The 19949-nt window shown below is 60.1% G+C and carries 21 protein-coding genes; 12 read left to right on the forward strand and 9 right to left on the reverse strand.

Features of this window, described 5'->3' with window-relative positions:
* Positions 1-6: 6 nt before the first annotated feature.
* A complete protein-coding gene (locus BM416_RS15545; RefSeq protein WP_092488636.1) occupies positions 7-276 on the reverse strand; it encodes a PepSY domain-containing protein in 270 nt (89 codons plus the stop codon).
* Positions 277-418: 142 nt separating this feature from the next.
* Here BM416_RS15545 and BM416_RS15550 point away from each other — a divergent pair, with 142 nt between their 5' ends.
* From BM416_RS15550 to BM416_RS15580, 7 genes are all read left to right on the forward strand, one after another.
* On the forward strand, positions 419-1414 hold the full coding sequence (locus BM416_RS15550) for a FecR family protein (protein WP_092488637.1): 996 nt from the start codon (positions 419-421) through the stop codon (positions 1412-1414).
* A gap of 327 nt (positions 1415-1741) precedes the next feature.
* Positions 1742-2191: a hypothetical protein gene (locus BM416_RS15555; protein WP_092488638.1), complete on the forward strand. Its 450-nt coding sequence runs from the start codon at positions 1742-1744 to the stop codon at positions 2189-2191.
* Positions 2191-2742, forward strand: a complete 552-nt coding sequence (locus BM416_RS15560; protein WP_092488639.1) for an adhesin — start codon at positions 2191-2193, stop codon at positions 2740-2742. Before BM416_RS15555 ends, BM416_RS15560 begins: the two co-directional genes overlap by 1 nt.
* 67 nt (positions 2743-2809) lie before the next feature.
* Entirely contained in the window at positions 2810-3556 is a 747-nt protein-coding gene (locus tag BM416_RS15565; protein ID WP_027606447.1) for a hypothetical protein, read from the forward strand.
* A gap of 61 nt (positions 3557-3617) precedes the next feature.
* Positions 3618-4298 carry a C39 family peptidase gene (locus BM416_RS15570; protein WP_092488721.1) on the forward strand — a complete coding sequence of 227 codons (681 nt, stop codon included), beginning with the start codon at positions 3618-3620 and terminating at the stop codon, positions 4296-4298.
* Positions 4299-4336: 38 nt separating this feature from the next.
* Positions 4337-5080, forward strand: coding sequence for a hypothetical protein (locus tag BM416_RS15575; RefSeq protein WP_027606449.1), 744 nt, complete (start codon positions 4337-4339; stop codon positions 5078-5080).
* A 49-nt stretch (positions 5081-5129) separates the two neighbouring features.
* Complete coding sequence (locus BM416_RS15580; protein WP_027606450.1) at positions 5130-6434, forward strand: hypothetical protein; 1305 nt, start codon at positions 5130-5132, stop codon at positions 6432-6434.
* Between the two features lie 81 nt (positions 6435-6515).
* On the opposite strand, the gene BM416_RS15585 is transcribed toward BM416_RS15580, so the two are convergent.
* Positions 6516-7838 (reverse strand): sigma-54 dependent transcriptional regulator, encoded by a 1323-nt coding sequence (locus BM416_RS15585; protein ID WP_092488640.1) that lies wholly within the window; start codon positions 7836-7838, stop codon positions 6516-6518.
* A 344-nt stretch (positions 7839-8182) separates the two neighbouring features.
* Between BM416_RS15585 and BM416_RS15590 the strand changes: the two genes are divergently transcribed.
* Positions 8183-8443 (forward strand): hypothetical protein, encoded by a 261-nt coding sequence (locus BM416_RS15590; protein WP_032887053.1) that lies wholly within the window; start codon positions 8183-8185, stop codon positions 8441-8443.
* A 65-nt stretch (positions 8444-8508) separates the two neighbouring features.
* Here BM416_RS15590 and BM416_RS15595 read toward each other — a convergent pair whose 3' ends face one another.
* Genes BM416_RS15595 through gnd form a run of 3 tightly spaced genes read right to left on the reverse strand, consistent with a single transcriptional unit; the run spans position 8509 to position 11878 of the window.
* Positions 8509-9333 carry an HAD family hydrolase gene (locus BM416_RS15595; protein ID WP_092488641.1) on the reverse strand — a complete coding sequence of 275 codons (825 nt, stop codon included), beginning with the start codon at positions 9331-9333 and terminating at the stop codon, positions 8509-8511.
* Positions 9330-10853, reverse strand: coding sequence for a glucose-6-phosphate dehydrogenase (zwf, locus tag BM416_RS15600; protein WP_027606454.1), 1524 nt, complete (start codon positions 10851-10853; stop codon positions 9330-9332). Before zwf ends, BM416_RS15595 begins: the two co-directional genes overlap by 4 nt.
* Entirely contained in the window at positions 10850-11878 is a 1029-nt protein-coding gene (gene gnd, locus BM416_RS15605) for a phosphogluconate dehydrogenase (NAD(+)-dependent, decarboxylating) (protein WP_223841635.1), read from the reverse strand. Before gnd ends, zwf begins: the two co-directional genes overlap by 4 nt.
* A 226-nt stretch (positions 11879-12104) precedes the next feature.
* On the opposite strand from gnd, the gene BM416_RS30575 reads away from it, so the two are divergent.
* From BM416_RS30575 to BM416_RS15620, 4 genes are all read left to right on the forward strand, one after another.
* Positions 12105-12284, forward strand: a complete 180-nt coding sequence (locus BM416_RS30575; protein ID WP_256097793.1) for a DUF6026 family protein — start codon at positions 12105-12107, stop codon at positions 12282-12284.
* Positions 12285-12444: 160 nt separating this feature from the next.
* Positions 12445-14193, forward strand: a complete 1749-nt coding sequence (locus BM416_RS15610; protein ID WP_092488642.1) for a phosphoethanolamine transferase CptA — start codon at positions 12445-12447, stop codon at positions 14191-14193.
* Positions 14194-14316: 123 nt separating this feature from the next.
* Positions 14317-16542, forward strand: a complete 2226-nt coding sequence (locus BM416_RS15615; protein WP_092488643.1) for a TonB-dependent siderophore receptor — start codon at positions 14317-14319, stop codon at positions 16540-16542.
* Positions 16543-16686: 144 nt separating this feature from the next.
* Positions 16687-16896 carry a hypothetical protein gene (locus BM416_RS15620; protein ID WP_092488644.1) on the forward strand — a complete coding sequence of 70 codons (210 nt, stop codon included), beginning with the start codon at positions 16687-16689 and terminating at the stop codon, positions 16894-16896.
* Positions 16897-16998: 102 nt separating this feature from the next.
* Here the strand turns inward: BM416_RS15620 and BM416_RS15625 are convergent, their stop codons facing one another.
* The 4 genes from BM416_RS15625 to BM416_RS15640 all read right to left on the reverse strand — a co-directional run bounded on the left by BM416_RS15625 (position 16999) and on the right by BM416_RS15640 (position 19886).
* A complete protein-coding gene (locus BM416_RS15625) occupies positions 16999-17490 on the reverse strand; it encodes a GNAT family N-acetyltransferase (RefSeq protein WP_027606459.1) in 492 nt (163 codons plus the stop codon).
* Between the two features lie 173 nt (positions 17491-17663).
* Positions 17664-18767, reverse strand: coding sequence for a cell division protein ZapE (gene zapE / locus BM416_RS15630; protein ID WP_092488645.1), 1104 nt, complete (start codon positions 18765-18767; stop codon positions 17664-17666).
* 15 nt (positions 18768-18782) lie between these two features.
* On the reverse strand, positions 18783-19118 hold the full coding sequence (locus BM416_RS15635) for a nuclear transport factor 2 family protein (RefSeq protein ID WP_065927894.1): 336 nt from the start codon (positions 19116-19118) through the stop codon (positions 18783-18785).
* A 51-nt stretch (positions 19119-19169) separates the two neighbouring features.
* The gene (locus BM416_RS15640; protein WP_065927895.1) at positions 19170-19886 is read right to left on the reverse strand and encodes a helix-turn-helix transcriptional regulator; all 717 of its coding nucleotides are present in this window, start codon (positions 19884-19886) and stop codon (positions 19170-19172) included.
* Positions 19887-19949 lie beyond the last annotated feature (63 nt).

Here is a 19949-nt window from a genome sequence, read left to right on the forward strand (position 1 = left end):
GGTCTATCAGTCTTTCTGGTCACGCAGGATATTGCCCGAAGCGCCATCGATGCGCGCTTCATACACGGTGCCGTCTGACTTGCGGCCCTTGACTTCCCAATAGCCGTTGTCATCGGCTTCGGCCGCATAGACTTCGATGTAGCCGGCCTTGGTCTTGGCCACTTCAATCGCCTTTTCGATGGTGATCCAGCCCGCACCGGGCTTATCGGCCAAGGCGGCGCCAGCACTGAGCAAAGCGGTGGCTGCACACAGGGCGACTAAGGTTTTCTTCAGCATTTTCGTACTCCATTGTGGGAATGTCCTGAATTTTTTAGGTCCTGCCAAATAAGAATAAGTTCCAATTGATGTGCAATCGCCATGACGCCTGTTCTCGCGGTCCACTTCGGGAGGTTAGAATGTGCGAAATCAGGATGAGTTAATGAGCGAAAAGTCCATTTCAGAAGCCGAATATGACGCCATCACCGACGCCGCCGCGCATTGGTGCATGCGCCTGCACGCCAGTGATTGCACTGCGGATGAACGTCAGGCTTTTGCGCAATGGCATGACTCCCATCCACTGCACGCCTTTGAATACGCGGCCATGCTGGAAATCTGGGATGTCGCCGACCACCTGCCCCGCCACGAGATCCCGTCGGTGGTGGTGCCGTTCAAGCCGCGCAGTCGGCTGCGCACCTACGCAGTAGCGGCCGCGATCTGCCTGGTCGCCTTGCCTCTGGCCGCCTTCACTGGCTGGGAAGCCGGCTGGCTGCCGAGTTCCTATGAGCGTTTCCAGGCCGCCAATGGCTTGCGCCAGGTCACCCTGGGCGACGGCAGCCAGGTGGAACTCAACCTGGGTACCGAGCTGGTCTACAGCAACTACAAGGATCAGCGCCGCGTCACGTTGAACAAGGGCGAGGCGTTCTTCAAGGTCAGCCACGACAGCGCGCATCCATTTATCGTGCACGCAGGCGAAGGCCAGGTGCGCGTCACGGGCACCCAGTTCAACGTCTGGAAGTATGAAGACCAGGTGCGCGTGACGTTGCTCGAAGGCTCGGTGCAGATTACCAGCGACCGGATTCACGGCAGCGTGCCCCTGACGCCGGGCATGCAGGCCAGCTACCAACAGGGCGATGCAACGCCGCGCATACAGGCTATTACCGCCAATGACAGCGCCCTGGCCTGGCGCCAGGGCAAGCTGGTGCTCGACAACCTGGCGCTGGTGGATGCGTTGCCGTTGATCAACCGCTACCTGAACAAACCGGTAATGCTGGCAGACGCCAACACCGGGACGATTCGCATCGGCGGCATCTACAACATCACCGAGGTCAATAACCTCATCCCCTCCTTGCCCAAGGTCTTGCCGGTCTATCTGACCCAGAACCAGGATGGCAACCCCGTACTCAATTCCATCCCGCGTAAATCCCCCAAAGGCTGAGCCTGCCCCCCCTGCCGGGGCGTCGTTGCGCCTGAAGTGTCCATTTTTGAAACACTCGACTCCCCCGAACCGCCCGTGTGGTGCGGATTCATCGTTTTGTCATAGGCAGTGTTACAGCGCTGATACAGCTTGGTGAATCGTTTGTGGTACGCCGCTGTGTGTATGCCTGGGCGGCAGGTGTCTCAGCGCTGAAACAGCACTGACATCACTTCGCCCACAAACAACTCCAAGCCATTGAATAACAACGGTAAATAAAAAGCGGCACGGCTTCTGCTCTATCCCTTGCAGCGCTGTTTAGGGTCAGCGCGACGAATAAGGAATGCCGCCGTGGCCACACTCACTCAAGGTTCGATGAACGTGCTGCTGATCAGCTGTGTACTCAGCATCGGCATCAGTGTTCCCAGCTTTGCAGAGGATGGCGTGATCGTGACAGGGCGCAACGTACAGGCTCATATGTACGGCCGCGCCGCCTTCGGTAAAGACCCCTACCCCACCACCGCCAACGCCAACCCCAGCCGGGACATCATTGGTGCCACTGGCGAGCTCAGTGATATGGATATCGGCGGCATCAGCAGCGGCTCAAGCATTGTCCGCGCAGTTCAGACCAACGGCACCTTGACCGGCCTGCACGCCACGCAAAACAGCATGTCCACCCTGGGGGCCGGCTCCGCCGCGGGCCACGGTGCGGGCAGCAGCATGGGCGGGCAGATCAGCGACTCGGTCCAGCGCGGCATGGCGCCGTTGAACAACATCGGCAGCATGCTGGGGGGCAAGTGATGAATCGTTCCCTGCTCGTTCTCGCCCTGTTGGCCAGCGCCCCGGCATTCGCCGACGACACGGCGGTGATCCACAACAGCGGCCAACAATACCAAGGTGTCGTGTCGATCAACCAGGCGGCCGGCAACCAGCAACAAATGTCCAACAGCCGCGCCATCGCGCTCGGTGGCCAGGCCACCAACGTCAACATCCAGCGCCTCGACGGCAGTGTCGACCCGTCCCTGAACGCCAAGGCGGCGATCCAGGGCAGCTCATTTACCAACGGCAACGGTGTACTGGGCATCAACCAGTCCGCCGGGGCCAATAACCAATCCATCAATGCCGTGCGGATCAGCATCAACCCTGGCCCGCAAAGCATCGATGACAGCGTCCTGTTGCAACAGAACACCACGACGCTGGCAACCGACTCAGGGCTCACCCCCACCACTGGCAGCCGCCTTGTCGTTACAAGCGACCAGGCCTTCACAGGCAGCCGAGGAGTGATTCAGGTGAACCAGAGTGCCGGGGTGGGGAACCGAGTGGCTAACACCCTGGGCATCACTATCAAGTAAACGCTTGGTAGCACTCGTTAGACCGTACCAACACTTAACCAACTAATTAGAAGCAAGGAGAAACACCATGAAACCTCAAATGGCTCTGAAACCACTGGTTTTCGCACTGGCCGCACTCATGGCTGCTGCTGCTCAAGCAGGTGGTGGCTGGCACCCTGCACCTCAACCCACCGGTGTGGTTGCCTCTGTCGTGACCGATGTGCAAAACAGCGTGGGCAACAAGTTCGATGACACCAAAACCGAAAACAACGCCTCTGCCGACGGCTCGGTCACCAGCAACAGCGGTAACACCGGGGTCAACGTACAGGCGGGCAGTGGTAACCAGGCCGACAACTCCGGCGCCATCTCCAGTGCCAAAGGTGACTTTGCAACGGTATTCGCTGTCGTCGATGTCAATCAAAACAGCGGGCTCAACAACTTCGTCAACAAAGGCACCCAGAACAACGCCTCGTTGGATAACTCGGCTAACGGGAACTCCGGCAACCTGGGTTACAACGGCCAGGCCGGTCAAGGCAACCAGGGTAAAAACAACCTGGCAATCACCACCGCTGATGGCAAAAACATCGCAGCGGCCGCCAACACCGAGCAAAACTCGCTCGCCAACAGCTACCTGAACACTGCCGCTACCAGCTACGGGTATGGCCATGGCAGCAAAGCCCAATACGTGTCCAACAACTCCAGCCTCGACAACTCGGTTAACCGCAACTCCGGCAATGTGGGTGTGAACCTGCAATCCGGCTCGGGCAACCAAGGCAGCAACAGCCTGTCGATCGGTCAAGGTTGCAGCGTCTGCGCCAGCGGCGTGCGCTTCTGATCCAACGGGGCCTTGGCAACAAGGCCCTTTTTTATTCCAGTGTCCAGCAGGTCACATGATCATGCGCCTCGCGACCCTCACCCTCCTGATGCTGCTCACCGGCCCGACCTGGGCAGGCACCATGGCGATCTCCGCCCTGCCTGGCGGTACAGTGATCTACAAGAAGGTCGAGAGTATTCGTGAACGCCGGTTCGCCAACCTGGTGGAACAGAAAACCGATTTCAGCTGCGGTGCTGCGGCACTCGCTACCATTCTGCGCCAGGGTTATTGGCTGGATGTAGACGAAGATCACGTCATCAAAGGCATGCTGGTCAATGCCGACCAAGACCTGGTGCGTACCCAGGGCTTTTCCATGCTGGACATGAAGCGCTACCTCGAAAGCATCGGCATGCGTGCCCGGGGCTACAAAATCGCGCCAGAAACACTGGTCACCGTAAAGATCCCAGTGGTGGTCCTGCTGGAAATTCGTGGCTACAAGCACTTTGTGGTGATGCAGCGGGCCGACAAGGACTGGGTCTATATCGGCGACCCGGTACTGGGCCATAAGCGCTATTCCCATGATGACTTCGTCAAGGGCTGGAACGGCATCGTGTTCGCCGTGCTGGGTGAAGGTTACGACAAGGCCAATGCCCTGCTCGACCCGCCCACGCCACTGACCGCCAAGAACCAGTTGAATGAGTTCAGGCCCGTAGGCGATGCCGAGCTGATGGATTTCGGTTTTATCCAGAGCGACTTCTTCTAAGAAGCGCAATAAGGGGCAGGACGCTCCAGGAGCAAAAGATGAACACTTCCCGTTGGCTGACGGTCTTGTGTCTGGCAGCCTCAATGCCCGCTTATGCTTCGTCGGGGTTCAAACCCATCGAGCTCAAGGATTCGGAAATGGCCGACCTGCGCGGCCGTTACGTGATGCCAGGGCGGATCATCAGCTTCGGCATTGTCATGAGCAGCACCTGGACCAATGCCGTGGGTGACACCATCACCGGCAAGGCCAGCATGCAGATCGATTCGTCGACCATCACCCCGCAATTCTACGTACAAACCACCGGTTCGACCGGCAACGGCACGAACCCGAACACCGGCACCGGCACGGTAACCGGCGGCGCCGGCCTGGGCAGCGGCCAGGGTGTGACACAAAGCGTACGCACCGCCGGCGATGGCAACACCGCCTACAACAATGTGGGCATCACCGTCGAGAACGGTTTTGCGCCCTCCAACATCGTGCAATCAGGGCAGGTGCTGGTCGCCGGCGGCACCGTTACCGGTGACAGCGCGGCGGGCCGCGTGAGCGTGTCGGCCAACAACGGTGGCTTGCAGATGGCGATCCAGGCCAACCACAACCAGGGCAACAGCCTGCAGCAGATCGGCGGCGGGAATGTGCTGCAAGGCACGGTGCTGACCGGCAACACTAACTTCGTCAACAACATGACCCAACTTAACGTCGTGATGAACAATAACGGTTTGAACAACGGTGCATTGAACTGCAATCTGGATCAACTCAAAGCCCTACGCACGCTCGGTTATTGAACTACGCTGACCGTCGACACTTACGCATTAGAAAAGGACGGCTTATTTCATGCATCGATCGTTATCGCTCCGTGCTGTGATCTGTTTAAGTACGCTCTTGCCCGCATCCGTTCTGTATGCAGCGCCAGACAGCGACATCGAAACCCTCAAACGGGAACTCCTGGAACTCAAGCAGCGGTACGAAGTGCAGCAAAAAGCGCTGGCCGTGCTGGAGCAGCGCGTGCGTCAGGTCGAAGACCAACCGGCCACCCCGGCCCCCAAACGCCTGGCCAAGTCGCCGGCAGACTTTCAAAAAGCCAACGGCACCACCGTCGCGGGCACGGGGGCCGCGGCGGCTTCCGGTGGTGCGGGGGGCGGCGGCAGTTCCTACGGCCAGTCCCTCAAGGATGATTCGGCCCCGGCGCAAAGTGTCAGTAACCTCTATAACGAAGCCAGCGGCTTTTTCGGCAACGGCAAGTTCAGCTTCGAAACCGGCGTTACCTATGCCCGTTACGACGCCCGCCAGTTGACCCTCAACGGGTTCCTGGCGCTGGACTCGATTTTCCTCGGCAATATCAACCTGGACCGTATCAAGTCCGATAACTGGACCCTGGACCTGACCGGGCGCTACAACGTCGATAACCGTTGGCAGTTCGACGTGAACGTGCCGGTGGTGTACCGCGAGTCGACTTACCAGTCTGCCGGTGCCGGCAACAACGGCACCGCGACATCGGAACAGTCGGTGACGCGCGACCCGACCATTGGCGACGTCAACTTCGGCGTGGCCTACAAGTTCCTCGACGAAACCCCCACCCTGCCGGATGCGGTGGTATCGGTGCGGGTCAAGGCGCCCACCGGCAAAGAACCGTTTGGTATCAAGCTGATCAATACACCCGGCAACGACAACCTGTTCGTGCCGGAAAGCCTGCCTACGGGCAATGGCGTGTGGTCGATCACGCCGGGCATTTCCCTGGTCAAGACCTTCGATCCTGCCGTGTTGTTTGGCTCGCTGTCCTACACCCATAACTTCGAAGAATCCTTCGATGACATCAGCAGTGACGTCAACCAGAAGGTCGGCGGCAAGGTCAGCCTGGGCGACAGCTTCCAGTTCGGGGTCGGCGTGGCCTTTGCCCTCAACGAGAAGATGAGCATGTCGTTCTCGGTGTCCGACCTGGTGCAGCGCAAGAGCAGGCTCAAGCCCAACGGCGGCGACTGGCAATCGGTGGTTTCCAGCGATGCCAACGCCGGTTATTTCAACGTGGGGATGACCATTGCCGCGTCGGATAACCTGACCATCGTGCCGAACCTGGCAATCGGCATGACAGACGATGCGCCGGACTTCACGTTCAGCCTGAAATTCCCGTATTACTTCTAACCCGACCGCTACAGAATCCGGCGCACAAGGAAAAGCCCCGCAACGATAAGGGTCGTTGCGGGGCTTTTCGGTTTACCCGCCCTAGCGGATCTGGTGTTTGTGCAGCAACCGGTAGAACGTCGGCCGGGAAATCCCCAGCACACGGGCCGCGACACTCAGGTTGTCGCTGTGCCGGTTGAGCACATCGCACAGCGCCTGGCGTTCAGCACGGTGCTTATAGTCTTCCAGTGTAGCCATGGGTGGCGAAATTGCCTGTTCGCCCAGCAATCCCAGATCGGCGGCTTCGATCTGGCGCCCTTCGGCGAGTACCAGGCCGCGGCGCACGCGGTTGGCCAGTTCGCGCACATTGCCCGGCCACGGGTGTTGCCCCATGGCCACCAGGGCGTCATCGCTGAAGCTGCGGGGGCGGCGGCCGGTTTCCTGGCTGTAGAAGCGTGAAAAGTGGTTGGCCAGCATCGCCACATCACCATGGCGCTCGCGCAAGGGCGCAGTGACCACCTGCAGCACATTGAGCCGGTAGTACAAGTCTTCGCGGAAAGCGCCCTTGGCGACGGCCGCTTCAAGGTCGACGTGGGTGGCCGCCAACACCCGCACGTCCACCGGAATCGGCTGGCTGCCGCCGACCCGCTCGACCTGCTTTTCCTGGAGAAAGCGCAGCAGGTTGGCTTGCAGTTCCATGGGCAAATCGCCGATTTCATCGAGGAACAGGGTGCCGCCATGGGCCGCTTCGATGCGCCCGACCTTGCGCTGATGGGCACCGGTAAACGCGCCCTTCTCATGGCCAAACAGCTCGGATTGGATCAGGTGTTCGGGAATGGCGCCGCAGTTGATCGCGACAAAGGGCCTGGCATGGCGCTGGGATTGGCGGTGCAGGGTCTTGGCCACCAGCTCCTTGCCGGTGCCGCTGTCGCCACGGATCAGCACCGGGGACTCCGTGGGCGCCAGCTTGGACAATAATTTGCGTAACTCACGAATGGGACGGCTTTCCCCCAGCAACTCGTGCCCTTCATCTACCGGGGTGTGACCCTTGCCACGCAGGCGCGCCATGCCAAACGCGCGGCCCAGGGTCACCTGCACCCGCGCCACGTCGAATGGCAGGGTATGAAAGTCGAAAAACCACTCGCAGACGAAGTCCCCCACATTTTGCAGGCGCAGCACATCCTGGCTGAGTACGGCGATCCACTCGGTGCCACTGCGGCTGATCAGTTCCTTGACCGCTTCGGGCCGTTCCAGATGATAGGGCTGCAGACGCAACAGGCCGACATCGCATGAGCGCTCTCCTACCGATCCCAACGTGCAGCTGTCGACATCCCACCCGGCCGTACGCAAACCGGGCAGCAACCCGTGGCAGTCGTCACAGGGGTCAACCACGAGCAAACGACGTTGGACGAGGGGCACACCCATGACTGATCCTTGGCGTCAAAAATCACTAAAGTTATTTAGAAACAACAGTTTGTAATGGTTGCCGATAACCCTAGCAAGATCTTGACAGCGTGCTTGTATCGTTTCGCTATAAGTGCGGACAAAAAGCCACTACTCGTGTTTGCAGGTCAAAAAGTTGCGTCTTCGCAAAACTTTCAATCAGCTTTCAAAACAGCCGCTTACATGACGCCCATCAGGAAAAGTTGAAATTTGTTGCTCTAACATGTGACCCGTACCCCGTCATCGCGCATCAGTACAAGTAACCCGCCGCACGGTCAGCCCAACCGCCGGTACTCACTTGAATGGGCATTTAGAGAGAGACCCACATGAACGCCCCGCTCCGCATCAACGAAGCTCTTTTGATCGCAGACCGTGCTTTCCAGCCCTTTCAATGCGTGGCCTGGCACGATGGCAACGGCGCCCTGAGCCTGAGTGTCATCGACCGCACCAATACCCGTATCGGCAGCAAACAACTGTCGTCGAACACCTATAGCGACCCGGCGCAATTGGAAGACTTGCTGTTGCAAGCCCGCGCCGAGCTCGACAAAGATGGCTACCAGTTGCAGTCCTGGGCCATGCCGAAGTAAATCGCGGCTAACTTGCGATCACTGCAAAACAGTGGTCGCAAGTTGCGCAGTACAACGTTAGAGATTTATCGCGCCGTGAGAATAAACCGCTCGATTGCTTCGGCAGCGCCCTCCTCGACATTACTGCCGGTGACCACGCTGGCCTGGCGCTTGACGGCTTCTTCCGCCTGCCCCATGGCAATCGACAACCCCGCCACCTGAAACATCGCCGGGTCATTGCCCCCATCCCCGATGGCCGCCGTCTGCTCCAACGGCACCCCAAGGTGCGCCGCCAGCGTCTTCAACGCCTCGCCCTTGTTGGCCAGCATGGCCGTCACATCCAAATAAATCGGCTGCGAACGCGACACCTGAGCCAAGCCCTGGACCTTGGGCTGCAATTGCGCTTCCAACGTCACCAGCAATGGGGTGTTGTTGCTCGCGGCGACGATCTTGTCGATACGCTCCAGGTAGGGCTCGAAACTCTCCACCACTACCGGCCCGTACCCCAGGCCATGGGCTTCGCGCGGTTCCACCGGCCCTGGCGGACCACGGCGCAGCCAGTCACCGTCGGCAAACACCCACACTTCCACATCCGGCTCGGCCGAGAACAGCGCCAAGGTCACCAGCGCCGCCTCCGCCGGCAGATGGTGGGCAACCAGGATGCTGCCATCCGGGTTGATCAAGGTGCCACCGTTGAAGCCTGCGACCGGCACATCGATCCCGAATGTCTCGATCAGGTGCAGCATGGCCTTGGGTGGTCGCCCACTGGCCAGGCTGAAAAACACCCCGGCCGCGCGCAGAGCGCTCACCGCATCGGCGGTGCGCTGGCTCAGGCTGTGATCCGGATGCAGCAAGGTGCCGTCCACGTCGCTGAGGATAAAACGGATGGGATGAATCGCTGCATCACTCATCCGAGCGAGTGCCAGGTGCGGCCATCGCGCGCCAGCAATCCGTCAGCCGCTGCGGGCCCGTCTTCACCGGCCTTGTAGGTCTGGATCCCGTCGTCCTCCTTCCACGCATCGAGGAACGGTTGCACTGCACGCCAGCCATTCTCGATGTTGTCGGCGCGCTGGAACAAGGTCTGGTCGCCGGTCATGCAGTCGTAGATCAGGGTTTCGTACCCGGTCGACGGTTGCATCTCGAAGAAGTCCTTGTAGGCAAAGCCCAGCTGGATGTTGGCCATGTCGAGGGTCGGCCCGGGCTTTTTCGCCAGCAGGTCGAACCACATGCCTTCGTTGGGCTGGATCTGGATCTTCAAGTAGGTGGGCTTGACCTCGTCCACCTCGGTGTCACGGAATTGCGCATAGGGTGCCGGCTTGAAGCAGATCACGATCTCGGTGTCGCGCACGCTCATGCGCTTGCCGGTGCGCAGGTAGAACGGCACGCCGACCCAGCGCCAGTTATCGATCATCACCTTGAGGGCGACGAAGGTCTCGGTGCTGCTGTCGGGAGCGACGTTGGCTTCTTCGCGGTAGCCGGGCAGTGGCTTGCCGGCGATTTCGCCCGCGGTGTATTGCCCGCGCACCGAGTTGGCCCGCGCGTCTTCCAGGGACCACGGGCGTACCGCACCGATGACCTTGGCCTTTTCACCGCGCACCGCATCGGCACCAAAGGCGGCCGGGGGCTCCATGGCCACCATCGCCAGCAGCTGGAACAGGTGGTTGGGCACCATGTCGCGCAGGGTGCCGGTTTTTTCGAAGAAATTGCCTCGCGTCTCCACGCCGACGGTTTCGGCGGCGGTGATTTGCACGTGGTCGATGTAATGGTTGTTCCAGAACGCTTCGAACAGCACGTTGGAGAAACGGCTGATGAGAATGTTCTGCACCGTCTCCTTACCCAGGTAATGGTCGATTCGATAGATCTGCTTCTCGCTCATCACCTTGAGCAGGCTGGCGTTCAACGCTTCGGCGGTGGCCAGGTCGGAGCCGAAGGGCTTCTCGATCACCACGCGCCGGAAACTGTCATCGGTTTCCGTCAACAGGCCGGCACTGCCCAGGCGCTGCACCACGTCACTGAAGAAGCGCGGTGCGGTGGCCAGGTAGAACACCGCGTTGCCGGTGCCGCTGCCGGCGATCTTCTTGCCGATGTCGGCGTAGGTGCTGTCATCGAGGAAATCGCCCTCGACGTAGCTGATGCCTTTGGCCAGTTGCGCCCACAATGCCGGATCGAGAGCGTTATCCCCATTACCCTTGACCTTGCTCGCCGCCTCGGTGCGGATAAAGTCCTCGAGTTTCTTGGCGAAGTCGGCATCACTGATGGCGTTGTGATCAACGCCAACGATACGCAGGCCATCGCCCAGCAAGCCATCACGACTGAGGTTGTACAGCGCCGGCATGAGCAGGCGCTTGACCAGGTCGCCATGGGCGCCAAACAGAAACAGGGTGGTGGGTGGAGCAGGTTCGGCCTTGAGTTTCTTGCCGTTGGCGGTCATTTTTTGGAAGTCTCCACGTGGCCGCCAAAGCCAAAGCGCATGGCAGACAGCATCTTGTCACCGTAGGTGCTCTGCTGGCGCGAGCGGAACCGCGCGAACAACGACGTGGACAATACCGGCACAGGCACGGCTTGCTCCATGGCGGCTTCGATGGTCCAGCGGCCTTCGCCACTGTCGGCCACGGAACCGGAGTAACCGTCCAGCTTGGGGTCGGTGGCCAGGGCGTCGGCGGTCAGGTCCAGCAACCAGGACGAGACCACGCTGCCACGGCGCCAGACTTCGGCGATATCGGCAACGTTGAGATCGAAGCGCTGGTCTTCGGGCAGGTTTTCCGAGTTCTTGGTCTTGAGGATGTCAAAACCTTCGGCAAACGCCTGCATCATCCCGTACTCGATGCCGTTGTGGATCATCTTGACGAAATGCCCGGAGCCCGCCGGGCCGGCGTGGATGTAGCCCTGCTCGGCACGCTTGTCAGCCGACGCGGAACGGTCCTTGGTACGCGGGATGTTGCCCAGGCCCGGTGCCAGGCTGGCGAAGATCGGGTCGAGGCGCTGCACCGTCTCGGTGTCGCCGCCGATCATCATGCAGTAGCCACGCTCCAGGCCCCAGACCCCGCCGGAGGTACCGACATCGACATAGTGCAGGCCCTTTTGCGCCAGGGCCTTGCCGCGACGCACGTCATCCTTATAGTTGGTGTTGCCGCCGTCGATGATCACGTCGCCGTCTTCCAGCAGCTCACTGAGTTCATTGATGGTGTTTTCGGTGGGGTCGCCTGCCGGCAACATCACCCAGACGGCACGCGGTTTCTGCAGCCCGGCCACCAGGGCCTTCAAGTCGGCAACGCCGGTGGCGCCTTCTTCGCTCAAACCTTTGACAAATGCTTCGTTACGGTCGTAAACAACGGTGGTATGCCCATTGAGCATCAGGCGCCGTGCAATATTCCCGCCCATGCGGCCTAGTCCGATAATCCCCAGTTGCATGTGCTGATGCTCCCAACTACTGAATAAATGTGTGACATAGTTTATAGCGCAATGACGCTAATGAGGGTTAGTCCAGGGCAGATCCGTGTAGTTTCATGGGAAAAAATTGCCATCGTTTCACCATCACGCCTCCGAAAGTCACACGACCACCAAAAATAAAAAAGTTCCATTGAAGTGAAAAAGAATTCAGAATTGCTTCCGACTGTTGCCGAGAACCTCGACTCAAGCGTTCTGGCACACCGCGACACACCGGCTATTTGCGAGGCAAGCAATGAGCACAGCACAGATGACCCGTCCTCCACAGACCCTCTACGTCACACTCCGTCGCGATGAATTGCGCCAGTTGAAAGACGAACGCGATCAGTTGCAGCTTGAGGTCATGCGCCTGCGTGCTCATATCATTCAAGCCCAGCTGGACCAGCCTTCCGGTGCGCAGCCCGCACTCTGCTGAGCCCGTCATCACTTTGTAAGATAACGGCTACATAAATCTCACAAAGTTTTCACATGCCCTTCCCGATACTCGCGCCCCCAAGGGCCATCCCATGCAAGGGTGGCCTCTGTTGCGTGCAGCCCTGCGCGTCGACTGAAAAATTACCGGGTTGGAGCGCTGGATGGCGATGTTCGAACGCAGCAGCAAGTCTGCGAAAGGCTTTGATTGGGCCGGTCTTGCCTGGCTATTCGTGTTTTTCTGGTACTTCTCCGGCATTACCCAACTGCTGATCCAACTCAGCGGCACTTCCGGCTTCAGTGGTTTTCGCCAAGCCTTCTTCATGAGCGCGATATGGCTCGCGCCCCTGCTGGTATTCCCTCGCCGTACGCGCCTGCTGGCCGCCGTGATCGGCGTGGTGCTGTGGGCCTGTTCCATGGCCAGCCTGGGTTATTTCTTCATCTACCAGCAGGAATTTTCCCAAAGCGTCATCTTCATCATGTTCGAGTCGAACATCTCCGAAGCCGGCGAGTACGCCACACAATACTTCGCCTGGTGGATCGTGCTGGCGTTCATTGCCCACACCGCCGTGGCTATTTTCCTGTGGACCCGGGTACGCCCGGTGTATTTGCCGCGCGGCCAGGCCCTGGTGGCGGCAACGGCGATCCTGGTGGCGATCATCGGTTACCCGCTGGTCAAGCAGATAGCCCGCAGCGACACCCTGGACGACGCCATCGACCGCTTCGAGTCGCGCATCGAACCGGCCGTGCCCTGGCAGATGATCGTTGCCTACCGCCGCTACACCGAACAACTGGACAACATGCAAGGCATGCTCGACAGCGCCAGCCAGATCCCCCCCTTGACCAACCTCAAGGACACCATGGCCGGCCAGCCGTCGACCCTGGTGCTGGTGATCGGCGAGTCCACCAACCGTCAACGCATGAGTCTCTACGGCTATCCGCGCAACACCACGCCGGAACTGGACAAGCTGCGCGACCAACTGGCGGTGTTCGACAATGTCATCACCCCGCGCCCCTATACCATCGAAGCCCTGCAACAGGTACTGACGTTCGCCGACGAGGAGAACCCCGATCTCTACCTCAAGACACCGTCGATCGTCAGCGTGATGAAACAGGCCGGGTACAAGACCTACTGGATCACCAACCAGCAGACCATGACCAAACGCAACACCATGCTCACGACCTTTTCCGAACAGGCCGACGAGCAGGTGTACCTGAACAACAACCGCAACCAGAACGCCCGCCAATACGACGGCGATGTACTGGAGCCATTCTCCAAGGCCCTGGCCGACCCGGCCGAGCGCAAGTTCATCGTGGTGCACCTGCTCGGCACCCACATGAGCTACCAGTACCGCTACCCACCGACCTTCGACAAATTCACCGACCGCCAGGGCGTGCCTGCCGGGATCAGTGACGATCAACTGCCCATCTACAACAGCTACGACAACGCGGTGCTGTACAACGATTTCGTGGTGTCGAGCCTGATCAAGGACTACGCCAAGACCGATCCCAACGGCTTTTTGCTGTACCTGTCGGACCATGGCGAAGACGTATTCGATTCCGCTGGCCACGCCACCCTGGGACGTAACGAAGGCAAACCGACGGCGCCGATGTACACCATTCCGTTCATGGCCTATGCCTCGCCGAAATGGCGCGAAACCCACGACTGGAAGTTTGCCGGCGACTTGCAACGCCCTTACAGCAGCTCGCAATTGATCCACACCTGGGCCGACCTCGCCGGGCTGAGTTTCAACGAACTGGACCGCAGCAAGAGCGTCGTGAGCGACAGCTTCACGCCGCGCCCGCTGATGATCGGCAACCCCTACATGCGCCCGCAAAAGGCCTTGATTGACTTCAGCCTGATCAAGCCCAAGAAGGTTAATCCGACCGATGTGGTCCTCCAGGAAAACTAGGTTCTGCAACAGAAAGATAACAATCATTCTCGTTTAGCCCTAAAGTTCCCCCGCTCCTTTCGTCTTTGAGCCAAGGCCTTCCCTTTCCGGGGTGGCCGCAAAGACGACAAGGAGTCTTCCGCGATGTTCGCGCCTTTTACCCGCTCCATGACCCTCACCCTCGGCCTGTGCGGCGCCGCCCTAAGCCCGGACCTGCTGGCTGAAACCGACCCCGAACACACTCCGCTCGAACTCGGCGCGACCAACATCTCCGCCGAAGGCCTGGGCGCCACCACCGAACACACCGGCGCCTACACCACCGGCTCGATGAGCACCGCCACCCGCCTGAACCTGTCGGTCAAGGAAACCCCACAATCGATCTCGGTGATCACTCGCCAGCAGATGGATGATTTCAATCTCAACACGTTGACCGACGTGCTGCGCCAGACCACCGGGATCAACGTCCAGCACAACGACTCCGACCGCGTGTCCTATTCCTCCCGCGGCTACGGCATCACCAACTTCCAGATTGACGGGATGCTCAATACCTTCGGCTACATGAAGTCCGACGCCGATACCATCATCTATGACCACATCGAGGTGGTACGCGGTGCCACGGGCTTGACCACCGGCGCCGGCGACCCCTCGGCCACCATCAATATGGTGCGCAAGCGCCCGACGGCCCAATGGCAGGCGAAAACCGGCGTCAGCGCCGGCAGCCATGACAACTATTACAGCTACGTGGACGTGGGCGGCCCGCTGGCGTTCGACGGCAAGCTGCGCGGGCGCACGGTGCTGGCCTACCGTGACAGCCAATCGTTCCGCGACAACTATGGCCTGCAGCGGGCGGTCGGCTACGGCATCCTGGAAGGCGATCTTTCCGACGATACCGTGCTGGCCGTAGGTTTCGATTACCAGAACAAGCAGGTCCAGGGCACCTCCTGGGGCACCGTGCCGTACTGGAACAGCGAGGGCGGCAAGGCCGGGCTGTCGCGCTCCACCAATATGGCGGCGCACTGGAGTTCCTGGCCGCTGACGGACAAGACCACCTTCGCGACCCTCGACCATCGGCTGGGCGGCGACTGGCACGTGAAGGCCGCCTACACTCATCGCCAGAGCGATACGGATGGCAAGGTGTACTACGGCGGCGCAGGCTTCCCGAACGATGACCGCAGCGGCATGACCGCCTGGGCCAGCCACATGCGCGGCACATCGAGAATGGAGGCCGTCGACCTCAACCTCGCCGGCAGCTATGCACTGCTGGGCCGCGAACATGCACTGATGATGGGCTATGGCGAGGCCACGCAGCGGGACGTCTCCCCCGTGATGCGCAGCAACATACCCGCCGGCTATTACACCATCGAAGACTGGAAATACATGGGCGGGATCGCCAAGTTCGGCGACACCGTCACCGACCTCAAGGGCGAACACAGCAGCAAGCAACAAAAGGCCGGCTACCTGGCCACGCGACTGAGCCTTACCGACCGCTTGCATGCGGTGCTGGGCAGTCGCTATGGCAGTTGGGAACTGAAAAGCGCCGCCCCGCAATACGATGCCAACGACCAGCTTACCGCCGCCGGCAAAACCAGCCAGACCCACAATGATATGTGGACGCCCTACGCGGGCCTGCTCTACGACCTGACGCCGGAGTACACGGTCTACGCGAGCTATACCGACATTTTCAAACCCCAGAGCCTGCGCGATGCCAACATGAAGTACCTGGAGCCCGTGGTCGGCAGCAACTACGAGGTGGGCCTCAAGGGCAGCGTGCTGGAGGAGCGCCTGAACCTGGCGGCGGCGTATTTCTGGAGCACCCAGGACAACGTCGCCGAGCGGGACGATTCGGTACCACCAAACCCCATCACCGGCGAGGAGTACTACAAGTCCGGCGGCAAAGGTAACAAGGTCAACGGCTTCGAATTGGAAGCTGCCGGGGAAATCATGCCCGATTGGAACCTGACGGCCGGCTACACCTACACCCATTCGGTCAACGGCTCGGGTAAACGCAACAACACCGGGCAGCCGCTGAACCTGCTGAAAGTCTCCAGCGCCTACCGGTTGCCGGGGGCGTGGCGCAACCTCACGGTCGGCGGCGCGGTGAACTGGCAGAGCGACATTTACGATTGGAGCAATCGACCTACAGGGGTACGCGTCGGCAACACACTGGTGACCGAACGGGCGAAGATCACACAACAGGCATACACGGTGGTCAACCTGATGTCCCGCTATCAATTCGACGAGCACGTCTCAGCGTCGCTTAACGTCAACAACCTATTCGATAAAAAGTATTACGAGCGCGTTGGCTTTTATAACGGCGTGTATTGGGGCGACCCACGCGCCATTACGCTGGCCTTGGACTGGAAGCTTTAAAGCCGGCCATCCGAAGTTAACGATATTGTTAACTTCGGATGTTTCTCGCGTTAATTCCCACTTAATAAGATCGCACCAGAATCGCCCCACGATTCTGATCAAGGACAGAGCAGATAACCGATCACACTTAATGAGTAAACACAGATGAAACTCTCGACCTTGATGCTTGCCAGCTTGATGACCCTGGGCTCCGCCGCCGCGTTTGCCGAAGGCGGCTCGGAGCGCTCGAAGGAGTTCTACAACAACTTCACCTTCACGCAACAGACGCTTCACGGCACGACTGAACAAACGGCGTCCGCCGACGGCAAGACACCGAACACCAACACGACCGAACAGGAACAGCCCAAGAGTTAAGTTAATCGTTAGTTAATCCGCAACACCCTCGGCCATACCGCTCCGTTGGCAAAGGTTTATTGGGCGCCCTCTGCTGGCGCCCTTTTTTTCGCCGATTATTTATTAAAGCGGCTTGTTCCAGAACAACATACGCCCATGGGCCGGATCAAACTTCGCATCATCAAAACCAAACTTGCGATACGCCGACTGGGCGACGGCATTACCTTCCAGCACCTCCAGGGTGATCTTGCAGCAACCACGCTGGCGGGCGATGTCCTCGACCTTCAGCAGCATTTTCTGGCTCAGCCCCAAGCCGCGAAACTCATTCATCACCACCACGTCGTGAACGTTGACCAAGGGGCGGCAGGCAAAGGTGGAAAACCCTTCAAAGCAATTCACCAGCCCCGCCGGCTCACCGCCGACAAACGCCAGCACACTGAACGCATGGGGGCGCTTGGCCAACTCGGCCGGCAGTTGCTCCAGCAGGTCGGCGGGCAGGCTATGGCCGCCGCCCATGGGGTCTTCGGCGTAATGGTTAAGCACCTTGGCAATGGCTTCGGCATGTACAGGATTGGTGTAGCTGGCTTGCAGCACCAGGATATCTGGGGTGTCCATTTCCGTCCTCGATCACGACTACAAGGGAACCGGTTCCCTTTGAGGGGCACGATTGTAAGCGTGGAGTCAGCACCAGATGAAGGAGATTAACTACAAATGTGCGCCCGAAAGCGCGAAGGCTTTGGCATTAAAAAACCCCAAAGTGCCCATTCAGGGCTTTTTTCGTACAGGCCTCAGCCGAAGCGCTGCAGCTGCATTTCTTGCAAGCGGCTCAAGGTGCGACGGAAAGGAAACGCCAGGTAACCCTCGGTATACAGGCGCTCCAGCGGCACTTGGGCGTCGATGAACAACGGCACCTTACGGTCGTAGCACTCGTCCACCAGGGCGACGAAGCGACGCACACTGTCGTCGTGCACCGACAACTGCGGTAACTCGCGATCACCGGCCACCACGCGCTCGACCCCATCCTCGGTGCCGCGGGCAATCCGGCCTGGGCGCTGTTGCGCACTCAGGTTGGGCACCTCCCCCAGCAGGATCGCCTTGAAGCGGTCGCACAGCAGGATGAAATCCATTGCCGCCAGGGGTTGTTCGCAGAGGTCGGCATAGCGGCACCACAGCACGCTGTCACTGGCCTGCACGCACACGATGGAACGATGGCCGACGGTGACCGGACCACGACTCACCGCCTGGCCTTCGGCCAATTGTGCGAACACGTTCGCCAGCGCTTCAGGCTGGTTCACCCAATAGCGCTGCCGGCCCACACCTGGATGCAAGCGATGATCCTCGCCACCGTCGACCGCCACCACGTGCATATGCAGCTCAATCGCCGCAATGCCCGGCAGGAAGCGCTCCCGATTGAAGCCATCGGCATACAGCTGGGCCGGTGGTTGATTGGAGGTGCAGACCATCACCACACCTTCCTCGAACATGACCTGGAACAGCCGGCCGAGGATGATCGCGTCACCGATGTCATTGACGAACAGCTCGTCGAAACACAACACCCGCACCTCCCGGCTCAGCTCCCGCGCCAGGGCCTGCAACGGGTCATGGGTGCCGGTGAGCTGGAACAGACGCTGATGCACCCAGCCCATGAAGTGGTGAAAATGCTGACGCCGTGCGGGCACCCGCAGGCTTTGGTAGAACTGATCCATCAACCAGGTCTTGCCGCGGCCCACCGGCCCCCACAGGTAAACGCCAGTCACGGGAGACCGGCCTTGATGCAAGGCCGCATGGCAGGCTTGCAGGGCATCCACCGCCCGGCGCTGGGCATCGTCGGCAACGAAACCCTGTTGGGTAATGGCGTGTTGGTAAGCAGCGAGGGGCGAGTCGAAAGTCATGCCCGCGATTATGACCTACAGGGAGATGTCCAGCCGTGAAATCTTGCCCTGCGCGTCCAGGCGAAAGGTGTAGCGCAACTCCAGCGGGCTGCCGGGAAAATTGCCGGAGACCACATTGCTGACCAGCACCTTGCCGGTACGGTGCTGCACCTTGAGCACCTCGACACGCGGCTGGTAGCGGCGCCCGGTGTCTTCCATCCAGCGTGCAATGGCGGCAGTGCCCACCTGATGCTGGCCTTCATCGAACACATTGGCATCGTCGGCAAAACACTGGGCAATGACCGAGGTGTCGCGGGTATTGGTCGCCGCGATATAGGCGGCGATGGCGGGGGCCAATTCAGGCTGGGACATGGCAAAGCTCCTTTTCAGGTGGTTGTAGCAGCATGCTAAGCCAGGGGTGTGTCAGTTTTTGTCAGGAGTGAAGGGCCCGGATTCATTCTGCTCCATCAGTTTGCGCCAGGCCCGCAGCCAGTCGCTGCGCCGCCCCGGATAACGTTCGCCGACGACCTCGGCACTCGCCACGCGGTCGGTGCGAAAGGTGCGATAGGCGCCGCGCAGCTCACACCACGCCACGATCACCCGCACTTCATTGAGAAACCCCAGGGCCAGGGGCCAGATCAGGCGTTGACTCTGGGTCTGGCTGGCATCGGCGTAGTCGATATGCAGCTTGTCCTGATGCCGAATCGCTTCGCGAAATACATCCAGCGGCACGCGGTTTTCCGGGTAGCCAAACCCTGGCGGGCCGGGCAGCAACGTCGGGTTGCGCAGGGCTTCCTGCGCCGCCGGGTCGAGCACATCGGCGATTTTCGCCAAGGCGTTGGCGGCGGCACGGCTGAGCACGTCATCGCCGCGCTGGTCCACATAACGCAAGCCCAGCACGATCGCTTCGGTTTCTTCGGCGTTGAGCATCAAGGGCGGCAAAAACAGGCCGCTGCGCAGCACGTACCCTACCCCGGCCTCGCCGAAAATCGGCGCGCCCAGGGCGGTCAACTCGGCAATGTCGCGGTACAGCGTACGCTCGGACACCTCCAATTGCGCCGCCAGCACGGCGGCGGTCACCGGGCGCTTCTTGCCTCGCAGGGCCTGCAACAACGTCAGTAAACGAGTGGTACGCGACACGTTGATCCCACCGAATAAGGAAAAGTGCCGCAGCTTAGCAGAGCCTTCTGCCAGGAAACGTCA

The sequence above is a fragment of the Pseudomonas sp. NFACC42-2 genome, assembly GCF_900116055.1.
Lineage (GTDB): Bacteria > Pseudomonadota > Gammaproteobacteria > Pseudomonadales > Pseudomonadaceae > Aquipseudomonas > Aquipseudomonas marginalis.